The sequence below is a fragment of the Testudinibacter sp. P27/CKL/0425 genome, from assembly GCF_052931395.1.
Genome location: NZ_CM128801.1, coordinates 2,184,264 through 2,203,370, shown reverse-complemented (window position 1 = coordinate 2,203,370; position 19,107 = coordinate 2,184,264). Strand labels below are relative to the sequence as shown.

General features: G+C 48.9%; 16 protein-coding genes and 1 tRNA gene. 13 read left to right on the top strand and 4 right to left on the bottom strand.

Annotation, left to right across the window (positions count from 1 at the left end):
• Positions 1-15 precede the first annotated feature (15 nt).
• The gene (parE, locus tag ACUHGC_RS10900) at positions 16-1,977 is read right to left on the bottom strand and encodes a DNA topoisomerase IV subunit B (RefSeq protein ID WP_446833326.1); all 1,962 of its coding nucleotides are present in this window, start codon (positions 1,975-1,977) and stop codon (positions 16-18) included.
• Positions 1,978-2,395: 418 nt separating this feature from the next.
• On the opposite strand from parE, the gene ACUHGC_RS10895 reads away from it, so the two are divergent.
• Both ACUHGC_RS10895 and ACUHGC_RS10890 read left to right on the top strand, forming a co-directional pair.
• Positions 2,396-3,043 carry a YchE family NAAT transporter gene (locus tag ACUHGC_RS10895; RefSeq protein WP_446833325.1) on the top strand — a complete coding sequence of 216 codons (648 nt, stop codon included), beginning with the start codon at positions 2,396-2,398 and terminating at the stop codon, positions 3,041-3,043.
• Complete coding sequence (locus tag ACUHGC_RS10890) at positions 3,043-4,689, top strand: peptide ABC transporter substrate-binding protein (protein ID WP_446833324.1); 1,647 nt, start codon at positions 3,043-3,045, stop codon at positions 4,687-4,689. The genes ACUHGC_RS10895 and ACUHGC_RS10890 overlap by 1 nt, the downstream gene beginning before the upstream one ends.
• A 42-nt stretch (positions 4,690-4,731) precedes the next feature.
• Here the strand turns inward: ACUHGC_RS10890 and ribA are convergent, their stop codons facing one another.
• A complete protein-coding gene (gene ribA / locus ACUHGC_RS10885; RefSeq protein WP_446833323.1) occupies positions 4,732-5,406 on the bottom strand; it encodes a GTP cyclohydrolase II in 675 nt (224 codons plus the stop codon).
• A gap of 229 nt (positions 5,407-5,635) precedes the next feature.
• Here ribA and nagK point away from each other — a divergent pair, with 229 nt between their 5' ends.
• On the top strand, positions 5,636-6,553 hold the full coding sequence (gene nagK, locus ACUHGC_RS10880; protein WP_446833322.1) for an N-acetylglucosamine kinase: 918 nt from the start codon (positions 5,636-5,638) through the stop codon (positions 6,551-6,553).
• An 87-nt stretch (positions 6,554-6,640) separates the two neighbouring features.
• Here the strand turns inward: nagK and ACUHGC_RS10875 are convergent, their stop codons facing one another.
• Positions 6,641-7,225, bottom strand: coding sequence for a DUF1439 domain-containing protein (locus ACUHGC_RS10875; RefSeq protein WP_446833321.1), 585 nt, complete (start codon positions 7,223-7,225; stop codon positions 6,641-6,643).
• Positions 7,226-7,331: 106 nt separating this feature from the next.
• On the opposite strand from ACUHGC_RS10875, the gene ACUHGC_RS10870 reads away from it, so the two are divergent.
• From ACUHGC_RS10870 to truB, 9 genes are all read left to right on the top strand, one after another.
• Positions 7,332-8,039 carry a hypothetical protein gene (locus ACUHGC_RS10870; protein ID WP_446833320.1) on the top strand — a complete coding sequence of 236 codons (708 nt, stop codon included), beginning with the start codon at positions 7,332-7,334 and terminating at the stop codon, positions 8,037-8,039.
• A 59-nt stretch (positions 8,040-8,098) separates the two neighbouring features.
• The gene (locus ACUHGC_RS10865; RefSeq protein ID WP_446833319.1) at positions 8,099-8,812 is read left to right on the top strand and encodes a phosphotransferase; all 714 of its coding nucleotides are present in this window, start codon (positions 8,099-8,101) and stop codon (positions 8,810-8,812) included.
• The gene (locus ACUHGC_RS10860; RefSeq protein WP_446833318.1) at positions 8,809-8,946 is read left to right on the top strand and encodes a hypothetical protein; all 138 of its coding nucleotides are present in this window, start codon (positions 8,809-8,811) and stop codon (positions 8,944-8,946) included. The genes ACUHGC_RS10865 and ACUHGC_RS10860 overlap by 4 nt, the downstream gene beginning before the upstream one ends.
• A gap of 110 nt (positions 8,947-9,056) precedes the next feature.
• Positions 9,057-9,133 (top strand) — tRNA-Met (locus tag ACUHGC_RS10855).
• A 237-nt stretch (positions 9,134-9,370) separates the two neighbouring features.
• Positions 9,371-9,826, top strand: a complete 456-nt coding sequence (gene rimP / locus ACUHGC_RS10850) for a ribosome maturation factor RimP (protein ID WP_446833317.1) — start codon at positions 9,371-9,373, stop codon at positions 9,824-9,826.
• A gap of 60 nt (positions 9,827-9,886) precedes the next feature.
• Positions 9,887-11,374: a transcription termination factor NusA gene (gene nusA / locus ACUHGC_RS10845; protein ID WP_446833316.1), complete on the top strand. Its 1,488-nt coding sequence runs from the start codon at positions 9,887-9,889 to the stop codon at positions 11,372-11,374.
• 15 nt (positions 11,375-11,389) lie between these two features.
• Entirely contained in the window at positions 11,390-13,984 is a 2,595-nt protein-coding gene (gene infB / locus ACUHGC_RS10840; protein ID WP_446833315.1) for a translation initiation factor IF-2, read from the top strand.
• A gap of 91 nt (positions 13,985-14,075) precedes the next feature.
• Positions 14,076-14,459, top strand: coding sequence for a 30S ribosome-binding factor RbfA (gene rbfA / locus ACUHGC_RS10835; RefSeq protein WP_446833314.1), 384 nt, complete (start codon positions 14,076-14,078; stop codon positions 14,457-14,459).
• Positions 14,460-14,479: 20 nt separating this feature from the next.
• Positions 14,480-15,394: a tRNA pseudouridine(55) synthase TruB gene (truB, locus tag ACUHGC_RS10830; RefSeq protein ID WP_446833313.1), complete on the top strand. Its 915-nt coding sequence runs from the start codon at positions 14,480-14,482 to the stop codon at positions 15,392-15,394.
• Between the two features lie 79 nt (positions 15,395-15,473).
• Here truB and gyrA read toward each other — a convergent pair whose 3' ends face one another.
• On the bottom strand, positions 15,474-18,128 hold the full coding sequence (gene gyrA, locus ACUHGC_RS10825; protein ID WP_446833312.1) for a DNA topoisomerase (ATP-hydrolyzing) subunit A: 2,655 nt from the start codon (positions 18,126-18,128) through the stop codon (positions 15,474-15,476).
• 242 nt (positions 18,129-18,370) lie between these two features.
• Here gyrA and ubiG point away from each other — a divergent pair, with 242 nt between their 5' ends.
• On the top strand, positions 18,371-19,081 hold the full coding sequence (gene ubiG, locus ACUHGC_RS10820) for a bifunctional 2-polyprenyl-6-hydroxyphenol methylase/3-demethylubiquinol 3-O-methyltransferase UbiG (RefSeq protein WP_446833311.1): 711 nt from the start codon (positions 18,371-18,373) through the stop codon (positions 19,079-19,081).
• Positions 19,082-19,107: the final 26 nt, after the last annotated feature.

The window sequence follows — 19,107 nt, the reverse complement described above, 5'->3', positions numbered from 1 at the left end:
CTTCATTTATTCCGTTTAAACTACCAAATCCGCCTGATTGCCGTTATTTTGCAACCAGTTTTTGCGATCTTCCGAGCGTTTTTTCGCCAGCAGCATATCCATCAATTCCAGTGTTTGATCGCCGCTTTGTTCGGCGTTGCTGACCGCACTTTGCTCGTTGCTGTCATCGTCTTGCGCTTGGTTTTCTGCACCGAGCTGATAAGTTAATTGCACCAAGCGGCGAGTGTTCGGATCCATAGTGGTTTCGCGCAATTGCAGCGGATTCATTTCACCCAAACCTTTAAAACGCTGGATGTTCGGCTTGCCGCGTTTGCCTTTCAGGCGATCGAGAATCCCTTCTTTTTCGCCCTCGTCCAGTGCATAAAACACCTCTTTGCCTAAATCAATTCGATACAGCGGCGGCATCGCAACATACACATGACCTTGGCGCACCAGTTTCGGAAAGTGACGCAAAAACAGCGCGCACAGTAGGGTGGCGATATGCAGTCCGTCGGAGTCGGCATCGGCAAGGATACAGATTTTGCCGTAACGCAGTTGCGATAAATCGTCGCTGTCGGGGTCGATTCCCAATGCGACGGCGATGTCGTGGATCTCTTGTGAGCCAAGAACTTGATCGGACGACACTTCCCAGGTATTTAAAATTTTCCCGCGCAGCGGCAAAATCGCTTGAAATTCTCGATCGCGCGCCTGTTTTGCCGAGCCGCCGGCGGAATCCCCTTCGACTAAAAACAGCTCGGTTTTGTTTAGATCTTGGCTGCTGCAATCGGCAAGTTTACCCGGTAGGGCAGGGCCGCTGACCAATTTTTTACGCACCACTTTTTTGGCGGCGCGCAAACGGCGTTGTGCCGAATTGATCGCCATTTCCGCCAACAGTTCCGCTTGCTGCACGTTTTGATTCAGCCAAAGACTGAACGCGTCTTTCACCGTGCCGCCGACAAAAACCGCACTTTGACGTGACGACAACCGCTCTTTGGTTTGTCCGGCGAATTGCGGATCTTGCATTTTCAGCGACAGCACATAGGCGCAACGTTCCCAAATATCATCGGCGGTCAGTTTCACGCCGCGCGGCAGCAAACTGCGAAATTCGCAAAATTCCCGCATTGCATCGAGCAAACCTTGGCGTAAGCCGTTGACGTGGGTTCCGCCTTGCGGCGTTGGGATTAAATTCACATAGCTTTCGCCGAGCAGTTCGCCGCCGTCCGGCAACCACATCAGCGCCCAAGTCACCGCTTCGGTTTCACCGTTAAATTCGCCGACAAACGGCGTGGCGGGAACAGTTTCCACGCCTTGCACGCTTTCTTGCAGGTAGTCGGACAGTCCGTCTTGATAGCACCAGCTCTCTTGTGTGCCGTTGACGTGGTCAATAAATACGATTTCCAGCTTCGGACACAACACCGCTTTGGCGCGCAATAAGTGGCTGAGGCGGTGAACGGAAAATTTGGCGGAGTCGAAATATTTCGGGTTCGGCCAAAAGCGCACGGTGGTGCCGGTGTTGCGGCGTCCGCAGCTGCCGATGACTTGCAAATCTTCGATTTTTTTGCCGTTGGCAAATGCGATTTTATAGATTTCGCCGTTGCGCTTGACCGTAACTTCCACCCGATCCGACAACGCATTGACCACCGAAATCCCCACACCGTGCAAGCCGCCGGAGAATTGGTAGTTTTTATTCGAGAATTTGCCGCCGGCGTGCAGTTTGGTCAGAATCAATTCCACGCCTGAAATTTTTTCAACCGGGTGAATATCCACCGGCATTCCGCGCCCGTTATCGATCACTTCTAACGATTGATCGGCGTGTAAAATCACTTCGATTTTTGAAGCGTGCCCGGCAAGGGCTTCGTCCACGCTGTTGTCGATCACCTCTTGCCCTAAATGATTCGGGCGGGTGGTGTCGGTGTACATACCGGGGCGCAGCTGCACCGGCTCCAGATCTTTCAGAACGGTAATATCATCAGCTTGATAGTTCGAGGTCGTTGCCATATTAACTTCTATCTTGTCTTTTTAAGGTTAAAAAATAGAGCTAATTCTATCAAACCTGCCGCCAATCGGGTACTGTAATTCGCAGTATTTGGGCGAAATCATCTTTAATCCGAATTGACACTTAAAAAGCATTTTTACATTTGCTGCTTTCTCTATAGAATAGAAAAAATAGTTTCATCACGTTAGTTTTCAATAAATAATCACAATATTCAGTGTAATGGCATAAGAAAAATGAATTTAATTAAATTTGGGTTAGCGGCATCATTTTTATTGATGCTCAGCGGTTGCCAAACTGATTCGGCTACAGCGTGCTGTTGCACCAGTTGGACTAAGCTTATTTAATTGACCGCTTGACAGCGGAGTGTGGCATAATGCGCAATATTCCTGTGCGGTATTGAATTTGTGAAAGGGCAAGATCGTGGCGCTAGACTTTAATTATTCCATTTATATTCAATTTTTTATCGGCTTAGTGGCGGTGGTGAACCCGTTTGGGGTGCTGCCGATCTTTGTCGGCATGACCTCTAATCAGTATGAAGCACAACGCAACAAAACCAATTTGCAGATGTGTATTGCGGTTGCGGTGATTCTGCTAACCAGCTTGTATTTGGGGCAGATTATTCTCAATTTGTTTAATATTTCGTTGAATGCGTTCCGAATTGCCGGCGGGATTTTGATTGTCTCGATTGCGATGAGCATGATCAGCGGTAAATTGGGCGAACAGAAACAAAATAAAGAAGAGAAAAGCACTGATTTGTCTGATTACGGCAACATTGCAGTTGTGCCGTTGGCAATGCCGATCATGGCAGGGCCGGGAACGATCAGTTCGACTATTGTTTGGGCATCGCGCTATCACAGTTGGATGGATTTTATCGGCTTTACCTTGGCAATCCTGGTTTTTTCCGTTTTTTGTTATTTTTTATTCCGTTCCGCGCCGTTTGTGGTGAAAACATTGGGCAACACCGGCAGCAACGTGGTGACCCGTATTATGGGGGTGATCCTGATGGCTCTGGGGATTGAAGTGGCGGCGGCGGGAATCGGCAATCTCTTTCCGGGTTTATTACATTGATGATGAAACGATGCGATTCTCTTTCTCTTTTCAGCCTGCGGCGTTTGGTGCGCGGTTTAGGGCTATCTTTGCTATTAACCAGTCTAAACGGCTGTGATTGGTGGGCGTCGCTTTCCGAACCCAAAACGGCGCCGCAGCCTCAACCGGAATTATCACCGGAAGCACAATTGCAACAGCAAGCGGAAGCGCGTCGCCAGCTGTTAAAACGCGGTTTAGAGGTTCAAGCCTTTAATCTGCAACCGCAACAGCTACAAGACGATCGCCAATTGCCGTTGATTCGTGACTTGTATGAAGGCTTGGTGCGAGTTGATAAAAACGGAATGCTGCAACCTGCGGCAGCGGAATCTTGGCAACAACAGGATTATAAAATCTGGACCTTTCGTTTGCGCCCGAATTTAAGCTGGTCAAACGGCGAACCGTTGCGCGCGCAAGATTTTATTCAGAGTTGGTACGCACTGGCGGCACAGGGCAATGATAACCCGCTGAGTGCTTATCTGCGATTTATGGCGTTGGAGAATATCGAACCGGTGCTGAATAAAACCCACGGAGTCGAAATGTTGGGTATTAAGGCGCTAGACGATCAAACCCTGCAATTGACGCTGTCGCAGCCGGTGCCTTATTTGCCACAAATGCTGAGCCATGTGGCGTTGTTGCCGAGTTATCAGGGCGAAAATTCAGGCGCGCTTGTGAGCAACGGGGCATATCGGGTGCTGTATGGCAATGATCAAGAGTTACTATTGGAGAAAAACCCGTTCTATTGGAATGCACCGGCGGTGTCATTTCGCAATGTGAGTTATCGCGCGTTAAACGACAACAGCTTGCAACCGGAGGCGCTGAGCGAGTTGGATTTATTGCCGCAACTCAGCATGGCGACCGCACTTGAGGCGTCGGGTAAAATGCATGCGCTGCACTTGCCGTCGTTGTGCAATTATTATTATGAATTTAACTTTCGCCACCCAAAATTAAAGCAAAGTGCGGTGCGCAACGCCCTTGCCGGCATGATTTCTTTGCCGGAAATTGTCGCCGACATTCCGCAAGCGCGCGCCAATGCTAAATTCTTGCCGCGTCAAATGCAGGCACAGGATGCGGAACAAAGTTGGACGCGGACGATTGTCGAACAACTGTTGGCGCAAGCCGGGGTGAATAGCCAAAATCCGCTGCGTTTACGGCTCAGCTATGAAGAACAGGGAATCCACCCGCAAATTGCCGAAAAAATGATTCGAATGTTATCGCAATCGGATTTGATTCAAATTGAAGCCGAAGCGTTGACGCGCCAGCAGCTGCTTGAAAAACGCGTGGCGGGAGACTTTGATTTGATCCGTTCCGGCTGGTGCGCCGATTACCGCGATCCTTCAGCGTTTTTGAATATCCTGCACAGCCAAAGCGCCAACAATAAAATGGCATTTTCTAATCCGCAGATTGATCAGCTGTTACAGCAAAGTCAGGCGAGCGACATCAGTGGCGCGAAACGGCTGCGGCGTTATACCCAAATTGAAAATATCATCAATCAAGAGCAGATCGTGTTACCGCTGTTTCAATATTACACCCCTTATTGGATCAGTCGAGATTTGGCGGGCTATGAAACGAGCAACAGTGTGATTGACAGCCAAGATGTGTATCGCAAGGTGAACCCGGCGGCGCACTAAGTGCGGTGTGGCGGATTGCATTTGGCAACCCGCCGGAAAGGATTATTTAGACGGAAGTTGTTCTTGCTGGCAAGAGCAGCAAACGCCGTGCGGTTCGGAATGCAGCTGATCGTGCTGTTCGTCATGCACGATAAAATGCCCCATTTTTGCCGCTTTAGTGCTCAGGTAAGCCGTGTTGTAACGGTTCTCACCCACATTCAATGGCAGGCGCTCCACCACATTAATGCCTGCATTGCGCATGGTGTCGATTTTATTCGGATTGTTGGTCAGCAACCGCACTTGCTTTACGCCCAATAGCTCAAAAATATCCGCACACACCGAAAAATTGCGCTCGTCGGCGGCAAAGCCTAACGCTTCGTTGGCTTCAATCGTATCCAGCCCTTGATCTTGCAGGGCATAGGCGCGAATTTTATTGATAAGCCCGATGCCGCGCCCTTCTTCGCGGTGATAAATCAGCACCCCGCGGCCTTCTTGGCTGATTTGAGTCAATGCGGTTTCCAACTGAAAGCCGCAATCGCATTTTAAGCTGTGCAACGCGTCGCCGGTTAAACATTCGGAGTGGATCCGTGCCAGCACCGGCTGGTCGCTGTTGCTGATGTCGCCCATTACTAAGGCAACGTGTTCTTTGTGCGTATCCGGAAATTCGAAGCCGACCATGCGGAAAATGCCGAATTTGGTTGGCAATCTGGCTTCCGCGACTAATTGAATCTGAGACATGACGCTTATTCCTTACAAATGAATTATTTTTTTATGCGCGAAGTATACCGCCTTTCCGAACCATTGATGATCTCTTTTTTAAAGATAGATTCGATAGTCGATAATGATTAAGACTAAAGCGAGGATTTCTCTGCGAAATTCGGCTATTTTTTTGCAGAAAGTGCGGTTTGTCAAAGAAAACGGCGGAAATTTTCGGTAGAATCAGCAAAAAATAAATAAGGAGCTGACGATGTATTACTACGGTCTGGATATTGGCGGAACAAAAATTGAATTAGCGGTGTTTAACCAAAAGTTGGAAAAGTTACATTCCGAGCGGGTGGACACCCCGAAAGAGGATTATCAAGCCTGGTTAGACGCAATTGCGGGCTTGGTTGAGCGGACGGATATGCGGTTTGATTGCAAAGGCACGGTCGGCATCGGCTTGCCGGGTTTTGTCAATCGAGAAACCGGTTTGGCGGAAATCACCAATATCCGTGCGGCGGACAATCGCCCGATTCTGGCGGATTTGGCCGCTCGTTTAGGGCGCGAAGTGCGGGCGGAAAATGACGCCAACTGTTTTGCAATTTCCGAAGCCTGGGCGGAGGAGAACCAACAATATCCGTTTGTATTGGGGTTGATTCTCGGCACCGGCTTCGGCGGCGGCTTAGTGTTTAACGGCAAAGCCCATTCCGGTCATGTCGGTATGGCGGGCGAGTTGGGACATCTTCAATTGAATTATCACGCGCTGAAATTGCTCGGTTGGGACAGCGCGCCGATTTATGATTGCGGCTGCGGCAATCGGGCGTGTTTGGACACTTATCTTTCCGGACGTGGTTTTGAAATGCTGTATCGCGATCTGCAAGGCGAAACGTTGTCGGCAAAAGAGATTATCGAACGTTTTTATGCCGGCGATCAAACCGCGATCAAATTCGTGCAGATGTTCGTCGAACTGGCGGCGATCAGTATCGGTAATATCATTACCGCACTTGACCCCGACATGATTGTGCTCGGCGGGGGATTGTCTAATTTTGACTATTTGTATGAAGCCCTGCCGAAAGCCTTGCCACCGCACTTGATGCGAAGCGCAACCGTGCCGGTGATTAAAAAGGCAAAATACGGCGATTCCGGTGGCGTGCGCGGCGCGGCGGCGTTGTTCTTGAGTCGTTAACGCTATGAGTCGTTAACGCTAATTGCGCAGTGTTTAACCACACTTTCGATACCGCACTTTAGATTCAAAGTGCGGTCTGTCGAGAAATTAAAGCACGGTCGGCAGGGTTTCCAGCACCACTTTGCCCGGTTTTATGCTCAGTTTTTTCACCATGCTTTTAATCAAATTTTGGGTTTGATCGTTGCTGTCTAAGGTGTAAACCGGGAATTGGTTTAACAGCGTTTGCAGCGTGCCGTTTAACATCGGCATAATGATTTGCAGTTGATCGGCATATTGCTGCGGCTCGGACGACCAGCGCAGCATTCGCAGATTTTTCAAATACACCGAACCTTGCTGCGGATCATATTCCGGCTCAACATCAAACACCAGATTCAGCTCACTGTTAAAGTGCTTATTGCCATAAAAGAAACCGGCGCTGACAACGCTGTCCAACTCAATTTTATTGCTCTGATTTTGACCGACTTTTGCCTTGATTTGATCGATTTGATAGTCGATTTTCAAAATGCCGGGCAAACTAAATTCATCGCTATAGCCCAATTTTTCAGTGAGATAATGGTTGATCTGCGCTTCGCTGATTTCAAAATTACTGGCGTGCAGCGAAAACGGAAAAAGAAAAAGCAGTAACGCAATTAAGCCGCCGAGTCGGCTTTTAATCACTGAGGTTTGCAACATAAAATATCCTTGAAGGTTTAAATTCACAGAAAAAAAAGATAGAATGAGCCAATTTTACACAATAGCCCCGATTAAACCATCGGATTTTGATTCGATAAGGAATGATATGAAACACACCATTACCAAAATCGCCGCATTGAGCACCGTGTTAGCCTTGACCGCTTGTAGCACTTTGACCGGTGAAAGCACAACAAGTTCAACTTCAACCGGTGCACCGGTCGCCAATACCGCGTTGAACCAATCGTTCGCTCAATTGGAGCAAGCGGCAGCGGCACAGAACAGTTTCCAATATCAGCTGAACAGCGACGTGTATAAAGCCTATTTGAGCGGCGGTAGCGTCAGCTATGCCAGCAAACAAACCAAAGACGGCAGCAGCAAAGTCTTTTATAAAGGCGGCAAACTGTACGGCGTGCAAGATGCCAGCGGCAGCTATGAATTTGACGCGGCGGGCAAGTTAATCACCGTATTAAACAGCAGCGGCAAAAGCGTTGAATTATCCGCGCAAGAACTGGCGAAAAAACAAACCGAATTGAGCGCAAGCGCGAAAAAATTGTCGGCGATGTTGGGCATGAATGCTGCAGATCGCGGTGTGGGCGCAGTCAGAACCGGCGGTGATGCTAAACTGAACTATTTGTGTATTGCAAAAATTCAACAAGTGGCAGGCACGAAACGCGTGTTCCGCAGCTCGGCGAACAAAGCCAACAGCAGTAGCCGTTTGACTGCCGATGTGCGCTTGAACGGTAACCAATTTTACAACATGGATTGCCAGTTACAGGGCGAACGTGTTGCCAGCTTAACGCTGAAGAAAAAATAGTTTTATTCCTTTATCGCAAATAAAGAGCGGTTTAAACCGCTCTTTTGATTTTAACCATTATGAGTCTGACTGAAACCATTCATCAAGTATTAAACGCCAACAAAGCCGTGCGCGTTGTGCCGTTTGATTTCGACAGTAAAAAATACTGGCTGAAACAAACGGAACAGCCGAGTGGTATAATGCGCTTGTTAAAGGCTAATCCGCAGCAAGCATTGCGCATTGAGGCGGAAGCGCTGAGGCACCTGAATAAAGTCGGCGCACCCTGCGCGGAGCTAGTCGAATTCGGCGAGGATTATCTGGTGTTGGAAGATGTCGGAATCACCGCGAATCAGTGGCTGCGCAACAGCCAAATCAGCCAGCAGCAAAAACAGCAGGTGCTGAACGATTGCGCGCAGGCATTGGCGGAGTTGCACCGTTTAGATTTGGTGCATGGCAGACCGGCAACCCGTGATATCGGCTGGGATAACGGCAAAGTGCGGTTTATTGATTTTGAATCCAAACTGAAAATCGAGCGTTTGCAGTGGAATAAAATTCGCGATTTGTTGATTTTTATTCATGATTTATACCGCAATCAATTGCCGCAAAACATGATTGAAACGGCGGTGGCAAAATATCGTGAACATCACGGGGAAACGATGTGGCAGCAAGCGCTGGAGTTAGTCAGGAAGAGCCGGATTTTGTATCGTCTGTTTAAGCCGTTTTATCCGATTGCCGGTAAAGATTTATTAGCCAGTTTGAAACTGTTTGAATATTTATTGGGAGTGACAAAATGATGAAATGGATCTTAGCAATCGGTTTAGCTTTGAGCGTTGCGGCGTGCAGCAACACTGGCGTCAGCGGCAGTGTGGGTGGTGGCAGTCTCGGCGTGGGCGGTTCAGTTGGAATTTCCGGCGGAATCGGCTTTTAGCAGACCGCACTTTGAATTAAAAGCGAGAAAAAATGTGTTTAAAGCGGCTTTCTTTGGTTGAGAACTTGCTATTTGCCGTTGAACTCATTACAATACGCGCATATTTCGGACGCGGGGTGGAGCAGCTTGGTAGCTCGTCGGGCTCATAACCCGAAGGTCGTTGGTTCAAATCCAGCCCCCGCAACCAATTAAATCTGTGATTTTTTATAGATTTAATATTAAGCCAAAATGCAACGGGTGCTTTGTTTTAGCTGTTTTGAAACAAAAAAGATGAGCTTCCGGTTCTAGCCTATAAAGCCCCGATATGGGGTTTTTTTGTGTACGAATTTTGACTGTTTAGCCTGAGCTAGACAATTTTAAAATGGGCTATCAGCCCTTTTTTTATATCTTATTTTTCATTGTATCGAGTAAATTGGGGGTTGTCTTGGCAACGTTGGAACAAAAAATACAGGAACTGGTGCAGGATTCAATCGACGCACTGGGCTGCGAATTAGTCGGCATCGAATGTCAACGCAGCGGGCGCTTTTTAACCGTGCGAGTTTATATTGATAAACAAGGCGGGGTAAGTGTGGACGATTGCGCCGATGTCAGCCGCGAAGTCAGTGCGATTATGGACGTTGAAGATCCGATCGCCGATAAATATAACCTGGAAGTCTCCTCGCCGGGCTTGGACAGACCGCTGTTTACTTTGGAACATTACCAACGTTTTATCGGGCAGCAAGTGACGATTCATTTGCGCGTGCCGGTGTTAGATCGCCGCAAGTGGAGCGGCAAGCTGGAAAGTGTTGAAGGTGACATGATCACCCTGCTGGTTGACGACAATCCGCAAGTGTTTGCATTCGGCAACATTCAAAAAGGCAATATTATTTATCAATTTTAAGATTAATTTTAGACATGGCAGCGGATCGCAAATGCCGTGTTATGCAGAGTAGAGGCAAAAATGAGTAAAGAAATTTTAATGGCGGCAGAAGCCGTATCAAACGAAAGATTATTACCGCGTGAAAAGATTTTTGAAGCGTTGGAAAATGCGTTGGCAATTTCAACCAAGAAAAAACATGAAATGGATATTGATGTTCGTGTGGTGATCGATCGCAAAACCGGTGATTTTGAAACCTTCCGCCGCTGGTTAGTGGTGGAGGAAGTGACTGCGCCGACCAAAGAAATTACGTTGGACGCTGCCCGCTATGAAGAGCCGGAAATTCAACTGGGTGAATTTATCGAAGATGAAATCGAATCGATCGCTTTTGACCGTATTACGATGCAAACTGCACGCCAGGTGATCAGCAGCAAAATCCGTGAAGCCGAGCGCAACAAAGTGTTGGAACAATTCCGCGGACAAGAAGGCGAAATCGTGACCGGCGTGGTGAAAAAAGTCAGCCGTGAGACGATTCAGCTGGATTTGGGCAATCAAGCGGAAGCGGTGATTGTGCGTGAAGATATGTTACCACGCGAAAATTTCCGCCCGGGCGACCGTGTGCGCGGCGTGTTGTATCAAATCAAGCCGGAATCCAAAGGGGCGCAACTGTTTGTTACCCGTGCGAAGCCGGAAATGATTATTGAACTGTTCCGCATCGAAGTGCCGGAAATCGGCGAAGAGCTGATTGAAATCAAAGGCGCGGCGCGCGATCCGGGTTCTCGAGCCAAAATTGCCGTGAAAAGCAACGACCGTCGTATTGATCCGGTGGGTGCGTGTGTTGGGATGCGCGGTGCGCGCGTACAGGCGATCACCAACGAATTGGGCGGTGAGCGTGTAGATATCGTATTGTGGGACGACAATCCGGCGCAGTTTGTGATTAACGCAATGGCGCCGGCAGATGTCAGCTCTATCGTGGTTGACGAAGACAAACACTCAATGGATATTGCGGTTGAAGCAGGCAATTTGGCGCAGGCGATCGGGCGTAACGGTCAAAACGTGCGTCTTGCCACACAATTAACCGGTTGGACACTGAATGTGATGACCACCGAGGAGTTGGCGCAGAAACACCAAGCGGAAATCGGCAAATCGTTAAGCCTGTTCGTACAACATTTGGATATTGATGAAGATTTCGCCGAGCTGCTGGTGGACGAAGGCTTCAGCACCTTGGAACAAATCGCGTATGTGCCGGCTGAAGATCTGTTGGAGATCGACGGCATGGACGAAGATTTGGTCGAAGAGTTGCGCGATCGCGCTAAAAACGCGTTGACCACCATTGCGTTGACCGAACAAGAGAAATTATCACAAGCCAACATTCAGAAAGAGTTGTTGGAGCTTGAAGGCATGGATCGTCACTTGGCATTCAAATTTGCCGAGAAAGGCATCACCGATTTGGAAGAATTGGCGGAACAAAGTATTGACGATCTGTCAGATATTGAAGAATTAAGCGAAGAAAAAGCCGCGGATTTGATTATGGCGGCGAGAAACATCTGCTGGTTCAACAATGCAGAGTAAATTTAGGGGGAATTCATGAGTAAAACAGTCAAACAGCTTGCTAACGAGATTAGCACCCCGCTTGAACAGTTATTAAAACAATTGTCGGATGCCGGTATCAAAAAAACCGAGAACGATCCGATTAGCCTGGAAGAAGAAGGGCAGTTATTAAAATCGTTGAGTGGCGAAGGCGTTAAACCGAAAAAATTAACGCTGCAAAGAAAAGAACGTAGCACGTTGAAAATTGCCGGCAGCGGTGGCAAGAATAAAGAAGTTCAGGTGGAAGTGCGTAAAAAACGGGTGATCAACCCGACTTCCGCTGAAGATTTAGCAAAGAAAAAAGCGGAAGAGCAAGCGCGTCTAGAAGCTGAAGCGCAAGTAAAACGTGATGCCGAAGAAAAAGCCAAACGCGAAGCGCAGCAAAAAGCGGCGAAAACCGAGCAAAGTGCGGTTGAAAGCAAAAAAGCCGATCCGGAAAAAGAGAAATTGAAAGCGGAAGAAGCGGAATTGCGTCGTAAAGCGGACGAATTAGCAAAACAAAAAGCGGAAGAAAAAGCCCGTTTGGCTGCGGAAGAAGCGCGCCGTCTGGCAGAAATGGCAAGCGACAAAGAGCCTGCTAAAGCAGACGAACCGGCTGTGGTGGATGCGCATCTGACTTCACGCTATGCGCAAGAAGCGGAAGACGAGGAAACCCGCCGCACCGAAGGTCGTGGTCGTAATAAGAAAATCAATAAAGCCAAAAAAGGCGGACGTGATGACGAGACCAACAAAACCGAGCGTGAAGCTAACCGTCGCAACCAGAAAAATATCCGTGGTGGCAAAAACCAAAAACGTGGCAGTTCGTTGCAACAAGAATTTACCAAACCGACCCAAGCGGTGAACCGTGAAGTGGTGATCGGCGAAACCATTACTGTCGGTGAGCTGGCGTCAAAAATGGCGGTGAAAGCCACCGAAGTGATTAAAACCATGATGGGCATGGGCGCGATGGCGACCATTAACCAAGTGATCGACCAAGAAACCGCGCAACTGGTTGCGGAAGAAATGGGACACAAAGTGGTGCTGCGCCGTGAAAACGAACTGGAAGAGTCGCTGTTAAGCGATCGTGATAGCAACGCGGTGGAAGTCACCCGTGCGCCGGTGGTGACCATTATGGGACACGTTGACCACGGTAAAACCTCGTTGTTGGATTACATTCGTAAAACCAAAGTCGCATCCGGCGAAGCGGGTGGGATCACCCAGCATATCGGTGCTTACCACGTTGAAACCGAAAACGGCATGATCACCTTCTTGGATACCCCGGGACACGCCGCGTTTACTTCCATGCGTGCGCGTGGTGCGAAAGCGACCGACATCGTGGTATTGGTGGTGGCAGCTGATGATGGCGTGATGCCACAAACTATCGAAGCGATTCAACACGCCAAAGCGGCAAAAGTGCCGTTAGTGGTGGCGGTGAACAAAATTGATAAACCGGAAGCTGATCCGGATCGGGTGAAAAACGAATTGTCGCAATACGACGTAATTTCCGAAGAATGGGGCGGCGATACTCAGTTCGTCCACGTTTCGGCAAAACAAGGGATGGGCATCGACGACTTGTTAGAAGCAATTCTGATTCAGTCCGAAGTATTGGAATTGACCGCGGTAACCGATGCAATGGCGAGCGGTGTGGTGATCGAATCCTATTTGGATAAAGGTCGCGGCCCGGTTGCAACCGTGTTGATTCAATCGGGCACATTGCGTCGCGGCGATATCGTGCTATGCGGCTTGGAATACGGACGCGTGCGTGCGATGCGTAACGAAAACGGCAAAGAAATTGAACAAGCCGGCCCTTCGATTCCGGTCGAAATTTTAGGCCTTTCCGGTGTACCGGCGGCAGGTGACGAAGCGACTGTGGTGCGCGATGAGAAAAAAGCGCGCGAAGTGGCATTGCACCGTCAAGGTAAATTCCGTGAAGTGAAACTGGCGCGTCAGCAAAAAGCCAAACTGGAAAATATGTTCACCAACATGACCGAAGGCGATGTAGCCGAAGTGAATATCGTGGTGAAAGCCGACGTACAAGGCTCGGTCGAAGCGATTTGCCAATCATTGGTTGAATTGTCAACCAATGAAGTGAAAGTGAAAATCGTCGGCTCCGGCGTGGGCGGGATTTCCGAAACCGACGCAACCTTGGCTGCCGCCTCGAATGCGATTTTGGTGGGCTTCAGCGTGCGTGCCGATGCTTCAGCTCGTCGGGTTATCGAAGCGGAAAATATCGATCTGCGTTATTACTCCGTAATCTATGACTTGATTAACGAAGTGAAAGCGGCGATGAGCGGTAAATTAGCACCGGAATTCAAACAGCAGATTATCGGCTTGGCGGAAGTGCGCGATGTGTTCCGTTCACCGAAACTGGGCGCAATTGCCGGCTGTATGGTAACCGAAGGTGTGGTGAAACGTAACAATCCGATTCGCGTACTGCGTGATAACGTGGTGATCTATGAAGGCGAGCTGGAATCACTGCGCCGCTTTAAAGATGACGTGAACGAAGTGCGTAACGGCATGGAGTGCGGGATCGGGGTTAAAAACTACAACGATGTTCGTGTCGGCGATCAAATCGAGGTGTTTGAAACCGTCGAGATTAAGCGCACGATTTAATCACATACGAAAGGCGGTCATCAGATCGCCTTTTGTTTATAAAGTGCGGTATCATGCTTAACGACGCAACATAATGAAAATAGGAAATAATATGGCTAGAGAATTTAATCGCTCACAGCGAGTGGCACAAGAGATAAAAAAAGAGATCGCCGTGATTTTACAACGTGAAGTCAAAGATCCGCGTATCGGCATGGTGACCGTGTCGGACGTGGAATTGTCGCGCGATTTGGTTTATGCCAAAGTATTTGTTACTTTCTTGTTCGATCAAGACGAGCAAGCGGTGAAACAAGGTATGGACGGTTTAGAAAAAGCGTCCGGTTATATTCGTTCATTGCTCGGCAAAGCAATGCGGCTGCGAATTGTGCCTGAATTACGTTTTGAATATGACAATTCATTGGTGGAAGGTATGCGAATGTCGAATTTAGTCAGCAAAGTGCTGAATGAAGACAAAGCCAAACACAAAGATGACGAATAGAGCGAGCAATAGGAAACAGCGTGTCTAAACCAAGAAAAGGTGGGCGCGACATTGACGGTGTGGTATTGCTGGATAAACCGCAAGGCTTTAGTTCCAACGATTTATTACAAAAAGTCAAACGCTTATATCAAGCTAATAAAGCGGGCCACACCGGCGCCCTTGATCCGCTGGCAACCGGGATGTTGCCGATTTGTTTAGGCGAAGCGACTAAATTTTCCCAGTTTTTGCTGGACGCCGATAAGCGTTATCGCGTGACTGCAAAACTGGGCGAACGCACCGATACTTCTGACGCCGAAGGGCAAGTTGTTGCCAGCAAAGCGGTGAAGTGCGGTTTAGATGAGATTCTGGCGGCGCTACCGCACTTTCGTGGTAATTTGATGCAGGTGCCGACGATGTTTTCCGCATTGAAACATCAAGGCAAGCCGCTGTATGAATATGCCCGCGCCGGGATCACGGTAGAACGCGAAGCACGCCCGATCACCATTTTTGAACTGGAATTTATCGACTATCAAGCGCTATTTTTGACCTTGGAAGTTCATTGTTCAAAAGGCACTTATATTCGTACCCTCGTCGATGATTTGGGCGAATATCTAGGCTGTGGCGCACACGTCACCGTGCTGCGCCGAAGTGCGGTTGCCGGTTATCCGACCGAAAAAATGCTGACGCTGGAACAACTGCAACAGCTTGCCGAACAGCAGGATTTGGCGCTACTGGATCAGCATCTGTTGCCGATGGATACCGCGGTCAGCAATTTGCCGAAACTGGAGTTGAACGTCGAACAAACCACCGACATTGGTTTCGGACGGCGGGTTCGATTTGACAATCCGCAGCAATTACAAGGGCAAGTGCGGTTGTACGGCGCGGAGCAGCAATTCTTAGGCATGGCGGAAATCACGGACAATGTGATCCACCCTAAGCGGTTGATTAACCGTTGAGCTAAAAAAGGGGCGGCATAGTAGGCAAAAAAGGCGCAAGTTGAGTAACAACCTGCGCCTTGTTTATGCAGAACGGAAATTAGGCTTCGCTTTCGCTCACTATTTCAGTTTCACCGTTCTCTTCATCGTCGTCTAAATCACAGATTTTTTCCAGACCGACCACTTGCTCATCTTCAGCGGTGCGGATTAAACGCACGCCTTGGGTGTTACGCCCAACCGTGCTAACTTCGCTCACGCGAGTGCGCACCAGTGTGCCGGCATCGGTGATCAACATGATTTGATCGCTGTCTTCCACCTGCACCGCGGCAACCACTTTGCCGTTGCGCTCGCTCACTTTAATCGAGATAACCCCTTTGGTGTTGCGGGATTTGGTTGGGTATTCCGCCAACAGTGTACGTTTACCATAGCCGTTTTGGGTGGCGGTCAAAATTGCACCGTCATTTTTCGGCACGACCAATGACACCACTTTGTCGATATTCAGGTCAAGTGCGGTATCCAAATCGTCAGTGCTGCTGTCATCGTTGTCGTTTTCATCGGCATTCAGATCATTGGTTAATGCCAAACGAATACCGCGCACGCCAGTCGCTGTCCGTCCCATCGGGCGAACGGCTTCTTCACTGAAGCGCACCACACGCCCTTGTGAAGAGAACAGCATAATTTCGTTATCGCCCTCAGTAATATCAACGCCGATCAACTCATCGTTATCACGCAGATTAATCGCAATCAATCCGCTGGCGCGTGGGCGGCTGAACTCGGTCAGTGCGGTTTTCTTCACCGTACCGCTAGCGGTTGCCATAAAGATAAATTTATTTTCGGCATATTCGGCAACCGGCAGAATCGCGGTGATCCGCTCATCAGGCTGCAACGGCAGAATATTAACAATCGGGCGGCCACGTGCGCCACGGCTGGCTTGCGGCAGCTGGAACACCCGCAACCAGTACAAACGCCCACGGCTCGAGAAGCAGAGAATGGTATCGTGGGTGTTGGCAACCAACAAACGTTCGATAAAGTCTTCTTCTTTCATTTTGGTGGCAGATTTGCCTTTACCGCCACGGCGTTGCGCTTCATAGTCTGAAAGCGGTTGGTATTTCACATAACCTTCATGGGAAAGCGTGACCACCACATCTTCAGGTGCAATCAGATCTTCCAAGTTAATATCCGCCGAGCTGGCGGTGATTTCCGTGCGGCGCGGATCGTTAAATTGTTGTCTGATCTCGTTTAACTCTTCACGAATCACTTCCATTAAGCGTTCAGGGCTGTGCAAAATATGCAGTAAACCGCCGATAATCACCAATTTTTCTTTGTATTCATTTAGCAATTCATCGTGCGCCAAGCCTGTTAAGCGGTGTAAACGCAAGTCTAAAATCGCTTGTGCTTGTACTTCCGTGAGGTAATAGGCATTATCACGAATGCCGTATTCCGGCGCTAACTCTTCAGGGCGAGCAGCGTCAACGCCGGTGGCCTCCAACATTGCGGCGACATTACCCAGCTGCCATGCTTGCGATAACAAGCCTTCTTTCGCCGCAGCCGGTGTCGGTGCTTGGCGAACCAGTTCGATCACCGGATCAATATTGGCTAACGCAATCGCTAAGCCTTCTAAAATATGCGCACGCTCACGGGCTTTGCGCAGTTCAAACACAGTGCGGCGGGTTACCACTTCACGGCGGTGCAGCACAAAGGCTTCGATTAACTGTTTTAAGTTCAGCAGTTTCGGTTGCCCGTGATCCAATGCTACGGTGTTGATCCCAAATGTTACTTGCAATTGTGTCAGGGAATAGAGATTGTTTAACACCACTTCGCCGACGGCATCACGTTTGATTTCAATCACAATCCGCATACCGTCTTTGTCGGATTCGTCACGCAGTGCGCTGATGCCTTCGATTTTTTTCTCTTTCACCAAATCAGCGATTTTTTCGATCAAACGGGCTTTGTTCACCTGATACGGAATTTCATGCACGATAATGGTTTCTTTGCCTTTGGCATCGGTCTCCACTTCGGCACGGGCACGCACATAGATTTTGCCGCGTCCGGTTTTATACGCGTCTTCAATCCCTTTGCGACCATTGATAATCGCCGCAGTCGGGAAGTCGGGGCCGGGAATGTAAGTCATCAGCTCATCAATGGTAATATCGCTATTGTCGATATACGCTAAACAGCCGTCGATCACTTCGCCTAAATTATGCGGCGGAATATTGGTCGCCATACCGACGGCAATACCGCTTGAACCGTTGACCAACAACGCCGGTACACGGGTCGGCAGCACTTCAGGAATCAATTCCGAACCGTCATAGTTCGGCAGGAAATTGACGGTTTCTTTGTCAAGATCAGCCAACAGCGAATGGGCGATTTTGGTCATGCGTGCTTCGGTATAACGCATTGCCGCAGGGGAGTCGCCGTCAACTGAACCGAAGTTGCCTTGCCCGTCAACCAAAGGGTAACGCAATGAGAACGGCTGCGCCATACGCACCAACGTATCATAAACCGCACTATCACCGTGTGGGTGATATTTACCGATCACTTCCCCGACAATACGTGCTGATTTACGGTAGGGTTTGTTGTAGTCGTTGCCGCCAACGCCCATCGCAAAAAGCACGCGACGATGCACAGGTTTTAAACCATCACGCACATCAGGCAATGCACGGCCAACAATCACCGACATCGCATAATCGAGATAGGAGGATTTAAGTTCTTCTTCAATGTTGACTGGCGTGATATCTGTTGCTAATTCGCTCATTCAAAGTTTTCCTAATTGACTGAATGTAAAGCTCAAAAAACGATTTTTCGCCAAGCACAAACTTGCGCAAAATCATTAATCAAAAGTGGGCGAATTATAGCACAAAACCGCCCCTTTCCCTAATTTTTATAGTGAATTTTCAACAGGAATTCTGCATAATAAAAAGTCTGTTCCGGCGCTTCGGCAAAGCAGCGAATTAGGCGAAAGTGCGGTATTCACATCAAAATTAATAGGCAGACTCAATGCAAAACGTCGATCAACAAGAAATAGAAAAATTTGCCAAAATGGCGCAGAGCTGGTGGGATCCGGAAGGGGATTTCAAGCCGATTCACCGCTTAAATCCGCTGCGCTTGGAGTATATCCTGCGCCAAGCCGACGGGCTGTTCGGTAAGCGGGTGTTGGACGTCGGCTGTGGCGGCGGGATTTTGTCGGAAAGCATGGCGCGCCAAGGGGCGAATGTGGTTGGGATTGATATGTCGCCGCAGCCGTTGCAAATTGCGCGCGAACACGCCGCGCAAAACGACTTACAGATCGACTATCAACAGACCACAATCGAAGCCTTTTTAGCGCAATTGGAACAAAATCAAGACGAAAAATTTGATGTGATCACCTGTATGGAAATGCTGGAACACGTGCCGAACCCAAGTGCGGTAGTGGCAAGTTGCCGTGCTTTGTTGAAACCGAACGGCGTGTTGATTTTCTCTACGATTAACCGCACGTTGAAAGCGTGGGCGTTGGTAGTACTCGGGGCGGAATATTTGCTGAAAATGTTGCCGAAAGGCACTCACGATTATGAAAAATTCATCAAGCCGGCGGAGCTGCTGGATTGGTGCGATGCGGCGGAGTTAAATTGTCCGGATATGGTCGGCTACCACTATAATCCGCTCAGCGGTAAGTTTTGGCTGAATCAGGATGTCAATAGCAATTATATGCTGACAGTGAAGCACAAGTAGGAAAGCAAGCTGTAAAAGTAAAAAAC